The sequence below is a fragment of the Ruegeria sp. AA6 genome, from assembly GCF_056542865.1.
Window position 1 is genome coordinate 124466 of record NZ_JBQGAN010000007.1, and the last position, 15985, is coordinate 140450.

The following is a 15985-nucleotide window of genomic DNA, read 5'->3' on the forward strand; positions in this document are numbered from 1 at the left end:
CAAGCGCTGGACGTCACGGATAGGTGGGGGTGCGGCCCAATAGCTCATCCAATTGCCGCCCGATCCAGCCATGGGGGATGAAATGCCCGCCTGGATGAGTGTCCAGCACCACCTGCCCCTGCGCGCAATCGGTCCATTCCACGCGGCTGAGCGTCAGGATCGGCACCACGTTCCAATCCCCGCGCGGGGTCGCGTCATGGCAGTCGTATTTCGCGCGCCACAGCGCCACCGGATAGGTCGTGTCGCCATTCGCGCCGTAGGGAAAATCCATCACCGTATCGCTGAGGCCATGCACATGGCGCGCCTCGCGCGGGCCTTCAGGGCAATCTTCCGTCTGCCGAATACTACCTGCAACGGCCAGCAACGCAGCGACGTCATTGCCCGACTGGCACACATAGCGCCACGCCATCGCGCCGCCGTAGGAATAGCCCGAGACATAGATACGGTCCGGGTCAATCGGGTAGCGCTTGGCCACATCCTCGAGCACAGCGTCGCCAAAGGGCACGTCGCCGGTGTCCGAGGTCCAGAAATCCCAGCTTTTGCCCAGCCCGTTCGGGGCCACCAGCAGCACGCCCCGCAGTTTGGTCGCGCCTGCGATCCGTTCATGGTTCACCACCACGGTCCCCTGCCGCGCCCAGCCGTGGAAATGCAGCAACACCGGCAGAGGCGTTTCGCCATCCCAGCCCTCGGGCTCCAGCACATGGTACGAGCGATCCCCAACCTGACAGGCGGTGTCGCCGTGGCAGGTCTCGATAGCGGTGGCTTGGGTGGCGGTCAGAAGGAAGAGGCAGAGCAATCGGTAAATCATGCGCCGACCCTACCCGGCCCGCGCGCCATGTCACGTCACAACCCCGTGGGGGCCAGTAACAAGCCGCGCTGTCGCCAGACCGCGGGATGACGATCCAAGGCTTGTGTTATGCACTTTATGCCAGCCAAATCCGCGCGCTGTTCGAGCGTTACGCTGCCGGAGACAAATCGCCAGCCCGAGCGGGCGGTCTGGCGATAGCGCGGCGGCCTATCGGTCTTTGCTCCGCGCCGATCCTGCCGACTTTTTCCCGCGACTGGCCCTACGCTTCTCCTTGCGGTACTTTACTCGGTCACAAAACGTCAGAATTCTATGACAAATTCCAAAAAGACTCCAGCCGAGTACATCTAATCTTAATGAATTCATAAAGTTAGTCGCCGAGAGAGTCGCGTTAGCCCGGAGCATTTGCTTGTCACTACCTTCGTCGTTGAGCTGATTTACCAGATTGTTGGCGTACAGCAAAAATTCTGAAGCCCGTATTTCAGTGCGGCGCGAAAAATATAAGACACCTTTTGGCATCTCACTTTTCACAGCTCTCAGCGCGCTCTCAATCTCTGACGTTTTCTCGGACCCTGTAACCGCAAAAAAATGCGACATGGCATCGGCAATTACAACAGAGCTCTTAACCCGAGCGTCTGCCACAGCTTTGTTTCGTTCAAGCCATCCACGCAAAAGGTATGCAACTGCACCGATTAGAGCAGCAACCACTATTTTACTGTCAAGCAGCCGAGTTATTAAATCCGGTTCATCGCTCAACGCGACAAACCACCGTGCAGGTTCGGCATATCCAGCGCTGCGAAACCGTAGTGACGCAGCCAGCGCAGGTCGCTGTCAAAGAACGCCCGCAGATCAGGAATGCCGTATTTCAGCATCGCCAGACGGTCGATGCCAATCCCGAACGCAAAGCCCTGATAGACCTCGGGATCAATTCCACCGGCGGCGATCACCTTGGGGTGGACCATGCCCGAACCCAGAATCTCCATCCAGTCATCGCCCTCACCGATCTTCAGCTGGCCATTATCCCAGGAACAGCGGATATCGACCTCGGCCGATGGCTCGGTGAAGGGGAAGTGCGAGGCGCGGAAGCGCAACTCAACATCGTCAACCTCGAAGAAGGCCTTCACGAACTCTTCCAGAACCCATTTCAGGTTCGCCATCGAGATGTCTTTGTCGATGGCCAGCCCCTCGACCTGATGGAACATCGGTGTGTGGGTCTGGTCATAGTCAGCGCGGTACACACCGCCCGGACAGATCACGCGGATCGGCGCGCCCTGTTTCTCCATCGAGCGAATCTGCACCGGAGACGTATGCGTCCGCAGCACATGCGGCGGGCGATTGTCCCCCTCGGCGCGGTGCATGTAGAACGTGTCCATCTCGGCCCGCGCGGGGTGGTGACCGGGGATGTTCAACGCGTCAAAGTTATGCCAGTCGGTTTCGATCCGCGGCCCTTCAGCCACCGAGAAGCCCAGTTCGGCAAAAATCGCGGTCAGTTCCTCGGTCGCCTGACTGACCGGGTGGATCGAACCCTGACGGCGCGCGCGGGTCGGCAGGGTGACATCCAGCCACTCTGTGCGCAGACGCTCATCCAACGCGGCATCGGCCAAAGCGGCTTTCTTTGCGGACAGGGCTGAGTTGATCTCATCCTTGAGGGCATTCAGCGCAGGGCCTGCGACCTGACGTTCCTCGGGCGTCATCTTGCCCAGCTCGCGCATCTTCAGCGCGACTTCGCCTTTTTTTCCCACGGCGGCGACGCGGATCGCCTCAAGCGCGTTTTCGTCGCCAGCCTCGGCGATTTGGCCCAGATATTTTGCCTTAAGATCGTCCATGACGCCCTCTGAAATTGGTCGACAACCTGCTATCGACCAACGCTTGCGAATGCAAGCCAGAGGACGCAGATCAGTAGCTGTATTCCGGGAACACCCGCGTCAGATCGCCATTCCAGTCGCCATTGTAGTGATCCAGCAACTCATCAGCGGGCACCTTGCCCGATTCAAGGCTATCTTTCAGGGCGTTCAGGAAATGCGTCTCATCCGGGACCAGACCACCGGCACCGGGGTAGGCGCGGGATTTCAAACCGGCCTCAGAGATCGAGACCACTTCGCGCGCCAGATCGTGCATGTTGATATTGCCGACCTGCGCCTGAAGGCCGTCCTTGGCGGCTTCGATCCGCAAGGCTTCACGGGTTTCCGTATCCCAGCCTTTAACCAGATCCCACGCCGCATCCAGCGCGCCCTGATCGTAGGTCAGACCAACCCAGAAGGCGGGCAGTGCACACAGACGACGCCACGGGCCGCCATCGGCGCCGCGCATCTCCATGAATTTCTTGATCCGCGCTTCGGGGAAGGCGGTGGTCAGGTGGTCGGCCCAGTCGGACAGGGTTGGAGTTTCTCCCGGCAGCGCGGGCAGTTTGCCCTGCAGGAAGTCGCGGAAGGACATGCCCAGCGCGTTGATGTATTCGCCGTCGCGATAGACGAAATACATCGGCACATCGAGCGCGTATTGCACGTAGCGTTCAAACCCGAACCCCTCTTCGAACACAAACGGCAGCATGCCTGTGCGCGCATCATCCAGATGCCGCCAGATATAGCTGCGCCAGCTTTTCTGGCCGTTCACCTTGCCCTCGAAGAACGGAGAATTGGCGAACAGCGCCGTCGCCACCGGCTGCAGCGCCAGCGCCACGCGCAGTTTCTGCACCATGTCGGCCTCGGACCCGAAGTCGATATTGACCTGCACAGTGCAGGTGCGCCGCATCATGGCGCGGCCCATGGTGCCGACTTCTTCCATGTAGTCGTTCATCAGCCGATATCGCCCCTTGGGCATCAGCGGCATCTCGTCATGGGTCCAAATCGGGGCTGCGCCCAGACCGATAAAGCCCACGCCGATCTCGTCAGCGATATCCTTTACCTCGCGCAGGTGCGTGTTAACCTCGTCGCAGGTCTCGTGAATGGTTTCCAGCGGAGCACCCGACAGTTCCAGCGCGCCGCCCGGTTCGAGGCTGACATTGGCGCCGTCCTTTTCCAGACCGATCAGCTTACCGCCTTCGCGCACCTCGGCCCAGCCGTGGCGGTCACGCAGCCCTTCCAGCACTGCCACGATTGAACGGGTGCCTTCGAAGGGCAGCGGTTTCAGGGTGTCTTTGCAATAGCCGAACTTTTCATGCTCGGTCCCGATACGCCAATCCTGCTTGGGCTTACAGCCCGATTCCAGGTATTCGGCCAGTTGCTCATGGCGTTCGATCGGTCCGCCGCCGGACTGGGGGATGGACATGACTCGCGCTCCGATCCTTATGTGTCTGTCGTTGGGTCAGCCTTGGGGGCAAACCGCGCCAGTGTCAATGCAGCCTGAGATGGGCGGGGCGCGACGACGTGCGCTCCCAGATTACCACCGGATGAGCTGCGCCGCCGTTCAATTCTGCCAGCATTTGTTCGGTTTTCAAACCCGGCAGGGCCGAGAAGACATCGAACAGCGCCTCGGCCCCTTCGGCATTCACAGGAATGTGAAGCACCGGCTGACCCGGTTGTTCCAGCACCCAATGCGCGGGTGAGGATGTCGGATCCAGCGCCAGTCGCTCGATCTCACGCGTGGCGATCATGCCGCCATCGAGTGGACCCAGATAAGTAATCTGACCTTCGTCGATGGATACGACGCCGGGGCCGCCGGCACCCGTGCGGAACCGGGCACGTTGCACGCCGATAACAGCAAGTGCCGCTGATACCAAAACCAGCACCCAACCCAGCCAGCCCAGCAATCCGCCGGGGCCGCTGATCCAGCTAAGCCCCACCAGCAAAACAAGTCCCGCCGCCAACACTTCGCGCCAGCGCCACAGGGTCAGTTTGGCTTCGGGTCGGATGAAACTCATGCCGTGTCCTCGGGGTTGGTGAACAGGATCAGGGAATACTGACCCGCAGGTTGAAAGCCTATTCCGATATAGGCACGCGCGGCGGAATCGGAAGCCGCAAACAGAACCGCGCGGGATGCTCCGTCTATGTGCGCCTGTTGCAAATGCAGGGCCACAGCCAGTCGGGCAAAGCCGCGCCCGCGCAGTTCGGGCGGCGTATAAACGCCTCCGATCTGCACAATCTCGTGCAGGCGGGCGTTGAACCCGGTCATCGCTACGGGCTGCCCACCGATCAGCAAAGCCCGGTGCGAGTCGCGCTCGATATAAGTTGCGATATCTTCTTGTGCCTGCCGTCGTGCCCTTTCCGGGGCGAAATCCATCGCCTCAACCAGATAGCCTTCACGCCATCTGTTCGCGATCGCCCTGTCGAGCGCGGCCAGGGGTACAAGCTCAGCGTCAGTGGCGTCGGGCATCACCAGTTTTTTCAAATCCAACGAGAAACCGGGCTCATCGCTGTTTAGCGTGGCGGCGCGGTCCTCCCACCCGGCCAGCCGCATAATCTTACGAGCCTGCGTCGCCTCCGCAGCCAGACCGAACAGTTTGCGGCCCCGGATAAACTCAATCGCGTTCGCAAGTTCCGCGTCGGTGCAATCAGGGCATTGCGGCAGGACCATGCCTTCATTGGTTATGCTGAATATGGCGCGGGGCTCGTCGCCCAAAACCCAAGCTGTCAGCGCGCGAGGGTGCGTTGCGTGAAGGCCATGATCTCGCAAATTGGCCAGCGGAAACATCGAGGTCTGAATGTGTTGCGACAGGAACGCGTCGATCTTTGGCACATCCGCATTGGTCGCCAGTCGCCATGTCACAACCAATCCCCCAACGCCTGTTGCCACATGGTCAACGCCGCCACCGCCGCCGTATCTGCCCGCAGGATACGTGGGCCAAGGCTGACCACATGCGCATAAGATAGCCCCGTCAGTCGCGCGCGTTCCCGTTCCGAAAACCCGCCTTCGGGGCCGATTAGAATCGCCCAGGGCAGGCCCTTTTCATTTGCGGCCAGACGCAGGGCCGAGCCGACCTCGGCCTCGTTGCAGAACATCAGTTGTCGGTCGTCGGGCCACGCGTCCAAAACACGGTCCAGCCGTTGCAGATCGGCCACCTCGGGTACATAGGTGCCACCGCATTGCTCGGCCGCCTCGACTGCATGCGCCTGCAAACGGTCCTGTCGGATGCGTTCGGAATTGGTGAACTCGGTCTGCACCGGCATGATCCGGGCCGCACCCATTTCCGCCGCTTTTTCAACGATGAAATCTGTGCGCGCCTTTTTGATCGGAGCAAACAGGAACCACAGATCGGGCGGCAATTGCAGTGGTTTGGTCTGTTCCATACAGCTCAGAACGCCGCCGCGCTTTCCCGCCTCGGCCACCTCGGCCAGCCACTCTCCGTCCTTGCCGTTGAACAGGGCCACATGGCCGCCAACGGCGAGCCGCATGACGCCGAACAGGTAATGCGCCTGCTCGCGCGTCAAATCTACCGATTGCCCCGGACCCAGAGGGTGCTCTACATACAGTCTGATCTTTGCACTCATGAGACGTTACATATGCAAGGCAACGCCCCAACACCAGACGGTCAGGTCGCCGATGCGGTCAGTGGCAACTGGGTCGACACGTATGCACCCACTTTCGCCCGCCCCTACCTGCGGCTGAGCCGAGCGGACCGCCCCATTGGCACATGGCTGCTGCTGATCCCCTGTTGGTGGGGACTGGCTCTTGCTATCCTCAGCGATGGAAATCCAAGGTGGGAGGATCTGTGGATCGCCATCGGTTGCGCCATGGGGGCCTTCTTGATGCGCGGTGCAGGCTGCACTTGGAACGACATCACGGATCGCGAGTTTGACGGGCAGGTCGAGCGTACACGGTCGCGCCCGATCCCGTCCGGTCAGGTCAGCGTCAAACAGGCGGTGATCTGGATGGGTCTGCAATGCCTGCTTGCGCTGGGAATTCTGTTGACCTTCAATCAGGCCGCCATTGCCATGGGCGTGTTGTCCCTGCTGCCGGTGACGATTTACCCCTATGCCAAACGCTTTACGTGGTGGCCTCAGGTGTTTCTGGGTCTTGCCTTCAACTGGGGCATTCTGCTGACTTGGGCCGCGCATACGGGCACGGTTGGTGTACCCGCGATCACCCTGTATCTGGCTGGTATTGCCTGGACACTGTTCTATGACACGATTTACGCCCATCAAGATGCTGAAGATGATGAGCTGATCGGGGTCAAGTCCACTGCCCGGCTGTTCGGCAAAGATACCGCGCGATGGTTGAAATACTTCCTAGTGGCCACTGTCTTCCTGATGGGGCTGGCCATAATCGATGCCATGACAACCCAGGCATCAGTGTTGGCCCTGGTCGTCGCGCTGGCTGGGCCATGGGCCATGGGCTGGCACATGGCGTGGCAATTGCGCGGGCTGGACACCGAGGACAACGCCAAGCTGCTACAATTGTTCCGCGCCAACCGGGATACCGGCCTTATTCCGCTGATCTTCCTCTGCGTCGCGTTGCTGCTCTGATTGCACCTTGGCGCGCGCCTCTGTAAGAGTTCGCCCAATCGCTTGAGGAGTCGATAGCCCGCACATGCGTTTGCCGTATTTCTTTGCCGTTGCCCTAATCTTTCTCGTGTCGGCGGGCCTGTGCCTAGTGGCCGCCAGCTATGCGGTGACAAAGGTCGAAGAGTCATCGGAATTCGCCGTACGCCGCGCGTTGGACCTAAAAGGCCATGACTGGGCCGAGGTGCATTCGGACGGGCTGCGTGTTGTTCTGACTGGCACCGCCGCCGACGAAGCCGCCCGATTCAACGCATTGACTGCCGCCGGCACCGAGGTCGATACCTCGCGCGTGATTGACGAGATGCAGGTGGCGCCGACAACCGAACTGGCCGCGCCCCGATTCTCTGCCGAAATTCTGCGCAATGACAGCGGCATATCGGTGATTGGTCTGATCCCGGACAGCGAAGACCGTGAAAAGCTGATAGAACGATTGAGCGATCTGGACAGCAGCGGCAACGTCTCGGATTTGCTGGAAACAGCCGATTATCCCAAACCCAAGGGATGGGATGACGCCGTGAGCTATGCGCTCGAAGCGCTGACCCGCCTGCCCCGCGCCAAAATCTCGGCCAGCCCCGGCTTGGTCAAGATTACTGCAATTGCTGACAGCCAGCAGGAAAAGGAACAGCTGGAACAGGACCTGACGCGCGCCGCACCTCCCAGCTTGCGAATTGGCCTGTCGATTTCCGCCCCGAGGCCGGTGATCACACCCTTCACCCTGCGCTTTCTGATCGACGACAATGGCGGTCAGTTCGACGCCTGTTCGGCCCAGGACGAAAATGCCCGTCAAGCGATCGTAAACGCTGCGCAAGAGGCTGGCCTGACCGGTCCCTACAGCTGCACCATCGGGTTGGGCGTACCTTCGCCCAGCTGGGCCGAGGCCGCGACGCTTAGCTTTCGCGCGCTGGCGGAGCTGGGCGGTGGATCGGTGACGATGTCGGACGCCGACATCACATTGGCTGCGGCACAAGGCACAGATGCTGGAGTATTTGACCGCGTCGTGGGCGAACTTGAGAACGCGCTGCCTTCGGTCTTTGCTCTGCACGCAATCCTGCCACCGCCGGAAGCCGACACAGAGTCTGGCCCACCAGAGTTCACCGCCACACGCAGTCCCGAAGGGCTGGTTCAGATGCGGGGGCGTTTGGGCGACGACACTCAGCGTGACATGGTCGACAGCTATGCGCGTGCGGCCTTTGGTTCGGGTCAAGTCCATACCGCGACCCGCATTGCTCCAGACGGACTTCCGGCGGGCTGGCCTGTGCGGGTTCTGACGGGTCTTGAGGCGCTGGCACAGCTGCATAATGGGGCTCTGACTGTCACACCGAGTGACCTTGTACTCAACGGCGTCAGCCACGACCCGGACACAAAGGCTCAAATCGCAGGGTTGCTGTCCGAGAAACTGGGCGATGCGCAGGAGTTCACCCTGTCCATAACCTACCAGGAACCGCCCGAACCTGCCGACAAACTGCCTGATCCCGAAATGTGCGAGGAACGCATTGCCGAGGTTCAGACCGGGGCAAAAATCGCATTCGAACCGGGTTCGGCCACAGTTGCCGCCGACTCGCGCGATACGGTGAACCGGATCGCGGACATCCTGCGGGAATGCGGCCCCATTAGACTTGAGATTCAGGGTCATACCGACAGTCAGGGCCGTGAAGAAATGAACCAGCAGCTTAGCCACGCGCGCGCGCAGTCGATCCTGAACGAGTTGCGTGGGCGTCGGGTGCCCACAGCCAGTTACACGGCAGTGGGATACGGTGAGACCCAACCCATCGCCGACAATGACACCGAAGAAGGCCGCGAGGAAAATCGCCGTATTGAATTCCGCCTGATCCGACCCGAGCCGATTGAGAATCCGGAAACCGGGCTGGACGCGCTTGAGGCCGAAACGATCAAAGCCGATCAGACGGACAATACCGCCTCAGACGCGGATGCAGGGGACCAATAAGTTGAACCGTATCGAATTCATCATCGCCACCGCCATCATCCTGTTTGCGGCCTTTTGTATGGGCTGGTTCGCCAACTGGCTGGCGCATAGTCTGTCCCGTGTGCGTCAAAGCGACGTGGCCGATCTGGACCGCATGAGCCAGGAATTGCACGAGGCCGAAGAAACCCGGGATCAGGCAATTACCTACCTGCAACAGCGCGAGGCTGAACTGACCAACCAGCTGACCCAGGCCGAGGCGGAACTTTCCGCCGCCATGGACGGTCTGCGTGCCGCCCGGCAAGAGGCCGAAGAACTGCGCGGGCGTATCAACAACGCGGACTAAGCGCTTACCACCGGGACAGCGCGTCTTCGTCCTCATCCTTGGCGGCGACCCAGTCGGCACCGCCTGAGGTGATCTCTTTCTTCCAGAAGGGCGCGCGCGATTTTAGGTAGTCCATCAGATACTCAGCCGCCTCGAACGCATCCTTACGGTGCCGCGCTGCGGTGGCGACCATCATGATCCGATCCCCCGGTGCCAGTCGTCCATGGCGGTGGATCACTAGTACATCGCCCAGCGACCAGCGATTCTGCGCTTCTTCGGCAATCTTGGTCAGGGCGCGTTCGGTCATGCCGGGGTAATGCTCGATCTCCATCACATCCAAATCGCCCGAAGCCAGATCGCGTACGACGCCGGTGAATGTGACAATGGCACCGTTCGCGTCGTCTCCGGCGGCAAAGGCATTGGCCTCGGCGCCCAGATCGAACTCTTCTTCCTGAACCGAGATGCGCATCTTAGCCACCGGTCATAGGTGGGAAAAACGCCACCTCGCGCACTCCGGCCAGCGAGGTGTCAAAATCCGACAATTCCTGATCCAGCGCCACTCTCAGCGCGGACAGGTCGGCAAAAGCTGCCGCATAGCGGTCCTCGCGCGCGCTGAGTTCGGCGACCAGATCGGACACCGTTGCGGCTTCGGTCTCGACCTTTTCCTTTGGCAGACCGATCCGTTCACGCACCCAGGCGAAATACAGCACGTCCATCGCTTAGCTCTCCTTCAGATGGGGCATGGCTTTACGTAGGTAGTCGAAGCCCGTGATCAATGTCAGCGTTGCTGCAATCCACAACAACCACAGCCCGATCCGACCGGACCAGAACATCCCTTCCAGATGCCAGCGCAGGTGGTTTACGTCTTCGATCTGCCCGGTCAACGCCTGATCAACCAAATCCGCGTCCATACCGAACGAGCCCATCACAAAGTAATGTTCGAAAATCCCCTGCGAGAACAGAACCGCAATTGCCACCATCTGCGCCGTGGTTTTCCACTTTGCCAGCTTCGTAACCTTCAGCGTTCCGGCTGTATCGCCCAGATATTCCCGCAGGCCCGAGACGAACACCTCGCGAAACAAGATCACGGTCGCGGGCAGTACCAGCCATGGCGTCCAGTTTTCGTTGGAATAGCCCACAAGGATCATCAGCGCGATCACCACCATCGCCTTGTCGGCAATCGGGTCCATCATCGCACCGATCTTGGTCTCCTGCTGCCACGTCCGCGCCAAATAGCCGTCGAACCAGTCAGTGATTGCCGCAGTTAAAAACAGAATCAATGCGAACCAGTCCGCATAGGGTCGGGTGAAATACAAAAACATCACGGCCAGACCGGGGGCTGCCAGAAGGCGCAGCACGGTCAGGATATTGGGCAGGTTCCACTTCATGGTTTGGACATTACAGTGCCGGTTGCAGACATAAAAGGCGGCCATGCAAAAAACTGACCCGATCACAGGCAGTTGCGGCGCTGTCGGTCAAAGGGTCGCAAGCCGGAACTCTCAGCCAGATACCCCCTTGGCGCGGGCACGCTTTGCGGTCAGATTGGCGCCCGGTTCCAAAGCAGCAAAACAATGACAGTTCATATTCAAACCGATCCCCGGTCGAACCTGATAGGCAGCGCCTGGATGATCTCGGCCATGGCGCTTTTTGCGCTTGAGGACGCGTTTTTGAAAGGCGCGTCCGCGACCCTGCCAATCTGGCAGATCCTGCTACTGTTCGGCGTGGGCGGGTCGGTTGTGTTTGCGGTTGTGGCCGCGCTGCGCGGCACACCCCTGTTTCATCCTGACGTTCTGTCGCGCCCCATGAAGGTGCGAGTGCTGTTCGAAATCCTTGGGCGGCTGTTCTACGTGCTGGCCATTACGCTGACACCTTTGTCTGCAGCCACGGTGATCCTACAGGCCACCCCCTTGGTCGTTGTCGCAGGGGCCGCTCTGTTCTTTGGCGAGACGGTCGGCTGGCGTAGGTGGAGCGCCATACTGGTCGGCCTGATTGGCGTGGTTGTGATCATCCAACCGACAGGAGACAGCTTCTCGGCCCTGTCGATCCTCGCGGTGCTTGGCATGCTGGGGTTTGCCGGGCGCGATCTTGCCAGCCGGGCCGCGCCCGCGACGCTGGGGACCGAAGTGCTGGGGTTCTACGGTTTCCTCTGCATCATCGTCGCCGGTCTGGCCTATCGGTTCTGGGAAGGCGCGCCGATGGCACCCGTAGACTTGCATACCGGACTGCACGTGACCGGAGCGGTCCTGATGGGCACCGCCGCCTATGCCTCGCTGATGAAGGCAATGCGAACCGGCGAGGTCTCGGCCGTCACACCTTTCCGCTATTCCCGCCTGCTGTTCGGGGTTGGGTTGGGCGTGGTGTTTTTCGGGGAACGTCTGGATCAGACCATGTGGATCGGCAGCGCGCTGATCGTGGCCTCGGGGCTGTATATCCTGTGGCGTGGACGGCGGGCCTAACCTTTGTCGTGAAAGAAGTCATAGACCTTCTGCGCCAGCCCGGCTGAGATGCCGTCTACCGCCTTGAGGTCTGCCAGATTGGCCCGGCTGACTGCCTTGGCGCTGCCGAAATGCGCCAGCAAAGCGCGTTTGCGCGCAGCCCCCACGCCGGGGATTTCATCCAGCGGTGTTGCCCCCACAGCCTTGGCCCGTTTTGCGCGATGAGTGCCGATGGCAAAGCGGTGTGCCTCATCCCTGAGCCGTTGAATGAAGTACAACACAGGATCGTTGCGTTTCAGGGCAAAGGGACGCTGGCCGATGCGATGGAACTCTTCCTTGCCATGGTCCCGGTCAACGCCCTTGGCGACGCCAACCATCGGAATGTCCTCGACGCCATGCTCGACCATGATCTCATGCACCGCGCTGACTTGCCCGGCCCCACCGTCGATCAAAAGAAGGTCGGGCCACATGCCCTTGTCGCGGTCGGGGTCTTCCTTTTGCAACCGGGTGAAGCGGCGGGTCAGAACCTCTTTCATCATTCCGAAGTCGTCCCCGGGGGTCAGATCATCACCCCGGATGTTGAACTTGCGATAAGCGTTTTTCATGAACCCTTCGGGGCCAGCAACGATCATGCCCCCCACCGCGTTGGTGCCCTGAATATGGCTGTTGTCGTAAACCTCAATCCGGCCCGGCGGGTTATCCAGATCAAACGCTTCGGCCACCCCGCGCAGCAGCTTGGCCTGCGTGGCGCTTTCCGACATGCGGCGAGCCAATGACTCGCGCGCATTGCGCAAGGCTCCGGCGACCAGTTCCTGTTTCTCACCACGCTGGGGCACGAGGATTTCAACCTTGCGCCCGACTTTCTCTGTCAGCGCCTCTTGCATCAGATCAGCGTTCTCGATCCCGTCGGACAAAATCAACTGACGCGGCGGTTCCTTGTTGTCGTAGAACTGACCGAGAAACGCCTCCATAACCTCAGCAGGGGAAACGTCTGGCCCGACCCGAGGGTAGAAATCCTTGTTCCCCCAGTTCTGATTGGCACGGATGAAGAACACCTGCACGCAAGCCTGACCGCTGTCCATGTAAAGACCGATCACGTCCGCCTCGGCCACACCGCGCGGGTTGATACCTTGCGACGTCTGCACCTGCGTCAACGCCCGGATACGGTCGCGCAGACCGGCGGCACGTTCGAATTCCATCGCCTCAGACGCGGCCATCATCTGTTCGGCCAACTCCTCTTGTACCTTGGTCGAGCGGCCAGACAGGAACCGTTCGGCATCCTTGACGCTCTCGCGGTAGTCGTCCTCGGAGATCAACCCGACACACGGCCCCGAACACCGTTTGATCTGATACAGAAGACAGGGTCGCGTACGGCTGTCGAACATGGAATCCGAGCAGTTCCGCAGCAGAAACGCCTTCTGCAACTGGTTCAGTGTCCGGTTCACCGCACCCGCACTGGCGAAGGGGCCGAAATACGCGCCCTTTTCCTTCTTCGCGCCGCGATGTTTCTTGATCTGCGGATAGGCGTGGTCCTTGGCGACCAGAATGTTCGGGAGACTCTTATCGTCGCGCAGCAGCACGTTGTACTTGGGCTTCAGCTGCTTGATCAGGTTCTGCTCAAGCAGCAGCGCCTCGGTTTCGGTCCGGGTGGTCAGGAACATCATCGAGGCGGTCGAAGCGATCATCTTCTCAATCCGACCCGAATGACCGGGCCGCGTATAGTTCGACACCCGTGCCTTCAGGTTCCGTGCCTTGCCCACGTACAGAACCCGGCTGTCCGCGTCCAACATCCGGTACACACCGGGCGAGCTGTCCAGCGTTTTCACATAGCTCTGTATGCAAATGTACCCCGTGGGCTGCGCGTCCGGTGTCTGGTCGTTCTGGATGGTCATGGGCCTGAGATATGATTCTCTGACTATGGCTGCAATCTTGCGACCCTCAGATCAAGAGAAAACAAATCCACGGTTTCTGTGGATAAGTGTGAAGATAAGTTTCCGCCTGTCGTGAAAATCCCTTGTTTCATTAAGGATTCCTTGATCTGCATAAAAAATAGGCACTTATTTAACCTATTGATTTAAAACGAAATAAAATCGTGCACATGGCAAGTGTATGAAAAAAAAGACAATTTTGTAACGCGTGGGTAACGAAAACGGGAGCGGTGCAAAACTTGCACCGAATTTACTTATTCTACGCCCAAAACGTCCGGCGTTTGCCAGCCCAGATGCTGACCGCCATCCACGCAGAGAAGCTGCCCGGTGACTGCATGCGCGTCCAAAAAATACCCCAGTGCTGCGGTGATATCAGAGGGGTTCGCGCCACGCTCCAGAACGGTGTTGGCACGCTGTGCTTTGAAGTGATCTTCGCTTTGGCGGTGGCCTTGCATCGTTGGCCCCGGCCCGATGGCATTTACGCGGATCGCAGGTGTGAGCGCCTGCGCGGCGGTACGGGTCAGCGCCCACAGGCCCATCTTGGCGATGGTGTAGGACATGAACTCGGGCGTCAGTTTGCGCACGCGCATATCGACCATATTAACGATCAGACCGGTAGCAACGGGCTCACCTGCCTCATCCGCGTCCGGTGTCAGCCCCTGTTCCGCCATTGCCTGCGTCAGCACGAAAGGTGCGCGTAAGTTGCTGTCCAGATGCCGATCCCAGCTTTGCCGCGTGGCGGTGTGGATGTTGTCGTATTCAAAGACCGAAGCGTTGTTGACCAGACAGGTAATAGGCCCGCCCAGCGCCTCTGCCGCGCGCGGCAGAAGAACTTGAACCTGAGCTTCATCCAGCAGATCGGCCTTCAAGGCGACGGCCTTGCGTCCCAAAGCCCGCACCTCGGCCACGGTCTCCTGCGCGGGTTGTTCTGAGGTCGCATAATGCACCGCCACGTCATACCCGCGCTGCGCCAAGTACAGAGCCATGGCCCGGCCAAGGCGGATTCCGGCACCGGTTACTAACGCTCGGGTCATGGATGTGTCCTCTCAGTCAAATCACGCCAACAAGACGATGACATAGACCGCATACAAAACTGTCAACACAATGCCCCAGACGCGCGTAATGTCGCGTTTAAAAAACACGAACGGTATCAGCAGCAGAGACGCGCCGAGCATGACCCAAAGGTCGAATTCAAGGAATTCCGGATCGACGGGGATCGGGCCAACCAGTGTTGCAATGCCGACAATGGCCAGCAGATTGAACATGTTCGAGCCGATCACATTGCCCAGCGCAACATCCGCCTGCCGACGCATCGCAGCCATCACCGTGGTTGCCAGTTCCGGCAGAGACGTCCCAACAGCGACCAGTGTCAGACCGATTACAGTTTCGCTGACCCCATAAGTCAGGGCAATCACGGTTGCATATTCGACCAGCAGATGCGCCCCCATCGGCAGGCCGATCAAACCCAGCACCAGATAGATCGAAATCTTCCAGTACGGCATGTTTGGGTCGGCCTCTTCCAGACCGTCTAGGTCCTCATCATCAGCGCATGCCGGGCCACAGGCTTTGCGGTGGGCTTTGGCCTCGCGAAAGGCATTCCACAAAACCAGAGCCAGAGCCGTCAGCAAAATTGCCCCGCTGAGCAAGTTGAACACACCGCAGAAGGCCAACCCGATAAACAGCACCGAGGCCAGCAACATGAAAACATAGTTCCTGCGGCTGTCGCATTCACTGGTGTGCAGCGTCGCCAGCAACGCCGGCAAACCCAATACCAGCAGGATGTTGGCTGTGTTCGATCCGACCACGTTGCCCAAAGCGATTCCCGGAGCGTTTTCCTTAATCGCGCTGATCGCAATCAAAAGCTCGGGGGCCGAGGTGCCAAAGGCCACGATAGTCAGGCTGACGATCAGTGCAGGCACGCCCATGCGCAGGCTCAGGTTCACCGCACCACGCACCAGCGCGTCACCCGCCAGCAACAGGATCAGCAATCCAAGGCCGGATAACAGCCATGCCGTCATGAACGGCCTCCTTTTTCGCAGGCACAGGGGCCTTTACCGATCCTGAACCGCCCGCAGCGCGGACATCTCGCCGACTGCAATCGCTTCTGCCCCGGAAAGCGCAGCTTTCCGAACAT

General features: G+C 59.9%; 17 protein-coding genes. 4 read left to right on the top strand and 13 right to left on the bottom strand.

The window, feature by feature from the left end; genetic code table 11:
* Positions 1-13: 13 nt before the first annotated feature.
* The 7 genes from ACR0LN_RS11500 to ACR0LN_RS11530 all read right to left on the bottom strand — a co-directional run bounded on the left by ACR0LN_RS11500 (position 14) and on the right by ACR0LN_RS11530 (position 6231).
* Entirely contained in the window at positions 14-808 is a 795-nt protein-coding gene (locus ACR0LN_RS11500) for a CE1 family esterase (RefSeq protein ID WP_480429845.1), read from the bottom strand.
* Between the two features lie 207 nt (positions 809-1015).
* The gene (locus tag ACR0LN_RS11505) at positions 1016-1561 is read right to left on the bottom strand and encodes a hypothetical protein (RefSeq protein ID WP_480429846.1); all 546 of its coding nucleotides are present in this window, start codon (positions 1559-1561) and stop codon (positions 1016-1018) included.
* Positions 1558-2631: a phenylalanine--tRNA ligase subunit alpha gene (pheS, locus tag ACR0LN_RS11510; protein ID WP_171635078.1), complete on the bottom strand. Its 1074-nt coding sequence runs from the start codon at positions 2629-2631 to the stop codon at positions 1558-1560. Before pheS ends, ACR0LN_RS11505 begins: the two co-directional genes overlap by 4 nt.
* Before the next feature lie 70 nt (positions 2632-2701).
* Entirely contained in the window at positions 2702-4072 is a 1371-nt protein-coding gene (locus ACR0LN_RS11515; protein WP_480429847.1) for a glutamate--cysteine ligase, read from the bottom strand.
* 64 nt (positions 4073-4136) lie between these two features.
* Positions 4137-4664 (bottom strand): hypothetical protein, encoded by a 528-nt coding sequence (locus tag ACR0LN_RS11520; protein WP_480429849.1) that lies wholly within the window; start codon positions 4662-4664, stop codon positions 4137-4139.
* Positions 4661-5509, bottom strand: a complete 849-nt coding sequence (locus tag ACR0LN_RS11525) for a GNAT family N-acetyltransferase (protein ID WP_480429850.1) — start codon at positions 5507-5509, stop codon at positions 4661-4663. The genes ACR0LN_RS11520 and ACR0LN_RS11525 overlap by 4 nt, the downstream gene beginning before the upstream one ends.
* Positions 5506-6231: a 16S rRNA (uracil(1498)-N(3))-methyltransferase gene (locus ACR0LN_RS11530; protein WP_480429851.1), complete on the bottom strand. Its 726-nt coding sequence runs from the start codon at positions 6229-6231 to the stop codon at positions 5506-5508. The genes ACR0LN_RS11525 and ACR0LN_RS11530 overlap by 4 nt, the downstream gene beginning before the upstream one ends.
* Before the next feature lie 12 nt (positions 6232-6243).
* Between ACR0LN_RS11530 and ubiA the strand changes: the two genes are divergently transcribed.
* The 3 genes from ubiA to ACR0LN_RS11545 all read left to right on the top strand — a co-directional run bounded on the left by ubiA (position 6244) and on the right by ACR0LN_RS11545 (position 9509).
* Complete coding sequence (ubiA, locus tag ACR0LN_RS11535; RefSeq protein WP_480429852.1) at positions 6244-7206, top strand: 4-hydroxybenzoate octaprenyltransferase; 963 nt, start codon at positions 6244-6246, stop codon at positions 7204-7206.
* A 64-nt stretch (positions 7207-7270) separates the two neighbouring features.
* Complete coding sequence (locus tag ACR0LN_RS11540; RefSeq protein WP_480429853.1) at positions 7271-9187, top strand: OmpA family protein; 1917 nt, start codon at positions 7271-7273, stop codon at positions 9185-9187.
* A gap of 1 nt (position 9188) precedes the next feature.
* Complete coding sequence (locus tag ACR0LN_RS11545) at positions 9189-9509, top strand: hypothetical protein (RefSeq protein ID WP_480429854.1); 321 nt, start codon at positions 9189-9191, stop codon at positions 9507-9509.
* Positions 9510-9513: 4 nt separating this feature from the next.
* Here ACR0LN_RS11545 and ACR0LN_RS11550 read toward each other — a convergent pair whose 3' ends face one another.
* The 3 genes from ACR0LN_RS11550 to pgsA are packed head-to-tail and all read right to left on the bottom strand — an operon-like array spanning position 9514 to position 10876.
* On the bottom strand, positions 9514-9957 hold the full coding sequence (locus tag ACR0LN_RS11550) for a molybdenum cofactor biosynthesis protein MoaE (RefSeq protein WP_480429855.1): 444 nt from the start codon (positions 9955-9957) through the stop codon (positions 9514-9516).
* A gap of 1 nt (position 9958) precedes the next feature.
* Complete coding sequence (gene moaD / locus ACR0LN_RS11555) at positions 9959-10204, bottom strand: molybdopterin converting factor subunit 1 (protein ID WP_480429856.1); 246 nt, start codon at positions 10202-10204, stop codon at positions 9959-9961.
* A 3-nt stretch (positions 10205-10207) separates the two neighbouring features.
* Entirely contained in the window at positions 10208-10876 is a 669-nt protein-coding gene (gene pgsA, locus ACR0LN_RS11560; RefSeq protein WP_480429858.1) for a CDP-diacylglycerol--glycerol-3-phosphate 3-phosphatidyltransferase, read from the bottom strand.
* A gap of 183 nt (positions 10877-11059) precedes the next feature.
* Here pgsA and ACR0LN_RS11565 point away from each other — a divergent pair, with 183 nt between their 5' ends.
* A complete protein-coding gene (locus ACR0LN_RS11565; protein WP_480429859.1) occupies positions 11060-11944 on the top strand; it encodes a DMT family transporter in 885 nt (294 codons plus the stop codon).
* Here ACR0LN_RS11565 and uvrC read toward each other — a convergent pair.
* From uvrC to ACR0LN_RS11580, 3 genes are all read right to left on the bottom strand, one after another.
* Positions 11941-13815 (bottom strand): excinuclease ABC subunit UvrC, encoded by a 1875-nt coding sequence (gene uvrC, locus ACR0LN_RS11570; protein WP_480429860.1) that lies wholly within the window; start codon positions 13813-13815, stop codon positions 11941-11943. The two genes, ACR0LN_RS11565 and uvrC, sit on opposite strands and share 4 nt — an antisense overlap.
* A 290-nt stretch (positions 13816-14105) precedes the next feature.
* Positions 14106-14885 carry an SDR family oxidoreductase gene (locus ACR0LN_RS11575; protein ID WP_480429861.1) on the bottom strand — a complete coding sequence of 260 codons (780 nt, stop codon included), beginning with the start codon at positions 14883-14885 and terminating at the stop codon, positions 14106-14108.
* A 21-nt stretch (positions 14886-14906) separates the two neighbouring features.
* Positions 14907-15869, bottom strand: coding sequence for a calcium/sodium antiporter (locus tag ACR0LN_RS11580; RefSeq protein ID WP_480429862.1), 963 nt, complete (start codon positions 15867-15869; stop codon positions 14907-14909).
* Positions 15870-15985: the final 116 nt, after the last annotated feature.

Excerpts from the sequence above, each read along its gene's own strand:
- ACR0LN_RS11500 (WP_480429845.1), bottom strand. The coding sequence starts at position 808 with ATGATTTACCGATTGCTCTGCCTCTTCCTTCTGACCGCCACCCAAGCC.
- pheS (WP_171635078.1), bottom strand. The coding sequence starts at position 2,631 with ATGGACGATCTTAAGGCAAAATATCTGGGCCAAATCGCCGAGGCTGGC.
- ACR0LN_RS11515 (WP_480429847.1), bottom strand. The coding sequence starts at position 4,072 with ATGTCCATCCCCCAGTCCGGCGGCGGACCGATCGAACGCCATGAGCAA.
- ACR0LN_RS11520 (WP_480429849.1), bottom strand. The coding sequence starts at position 4,664 with ATGAGTTTCATCCGACCCGAAGCCAAACTGACCCTGTGGCGCTGGCGC.
- ACR0LN_RS11530 (WP_480429851.1), bottom strand. The coding sequence starts at position 6,231 with ATGAGTGCAAAGATCAGACTGTATGTAGAGCACCCTCTGGGTCCGGGG.
- ubiA (WP_480429852.1), top strand. The coding sequence starts at position 6,244 with ATGCAAGGCAACGCCCCAACACCAGACGGTCAGGTCGCCGATGCGGTC.
- ACR0LN_RS11540 (WP_480429853.1), top strand. The coding sequence starts at position 7,271 with ATGCGTTTGCCGTATTTCTTTGCCGTTGCCCTAATCTTTCTCGTGTCG.
- ACR0LN_RS11550 (WP_480429855.1), bottom strand. The coding sequence starts at position 9,957 with ATGCGCATCTCGGTTCAGGAAGAAGAGTTCGATCTGGGCGCCGAGGCC.
- moaD (WP_480429856.1), bottom strand. The coding sequence starts at position 10,204 with ATGGACGTGCTGTATTTCGCCTGGGTGCGTGAACGGATCGGTCTGCCA.
- pgsA (WP_480429858.1), bottom strand. The coding sequence starts at position 10,876 with ATGAAGTGGAACCTGCCCAATATCCTGACCGTGCTGCGCCTTCTGGCA.
- ACR0LN_RS11565 (WP_480429859.1), top strand. The coding sequence starts at position 11,060 with ATGACAGTTCATATTCAAACCGATCCCCGGTCGAACCTGATAGGCAGC.
- uvrC (WP_480429860.1), bottom strand. The coding sequence starts at position 13,815 with ATGACCATCCAGAACGACCAGACACCGGACGCGCAGCCCACGGGGTAC.
- ACR0LN_RS11575 (WP_480429861.1), bottom strand. The coding sequence starts at position 14,885 with ATGACCCGAGCGTTAGTAACCGGTGCCGGAATCCGCCTTGGCCGGGCC.
- ACR0LN_RS11580 (WP_480429862.1), bottom strand. The coding sequence starts at position 15,869 with ATGACGGCATGGCTGTTATCCGGCCTTGGATTGCTGATCCTGTTGCTG.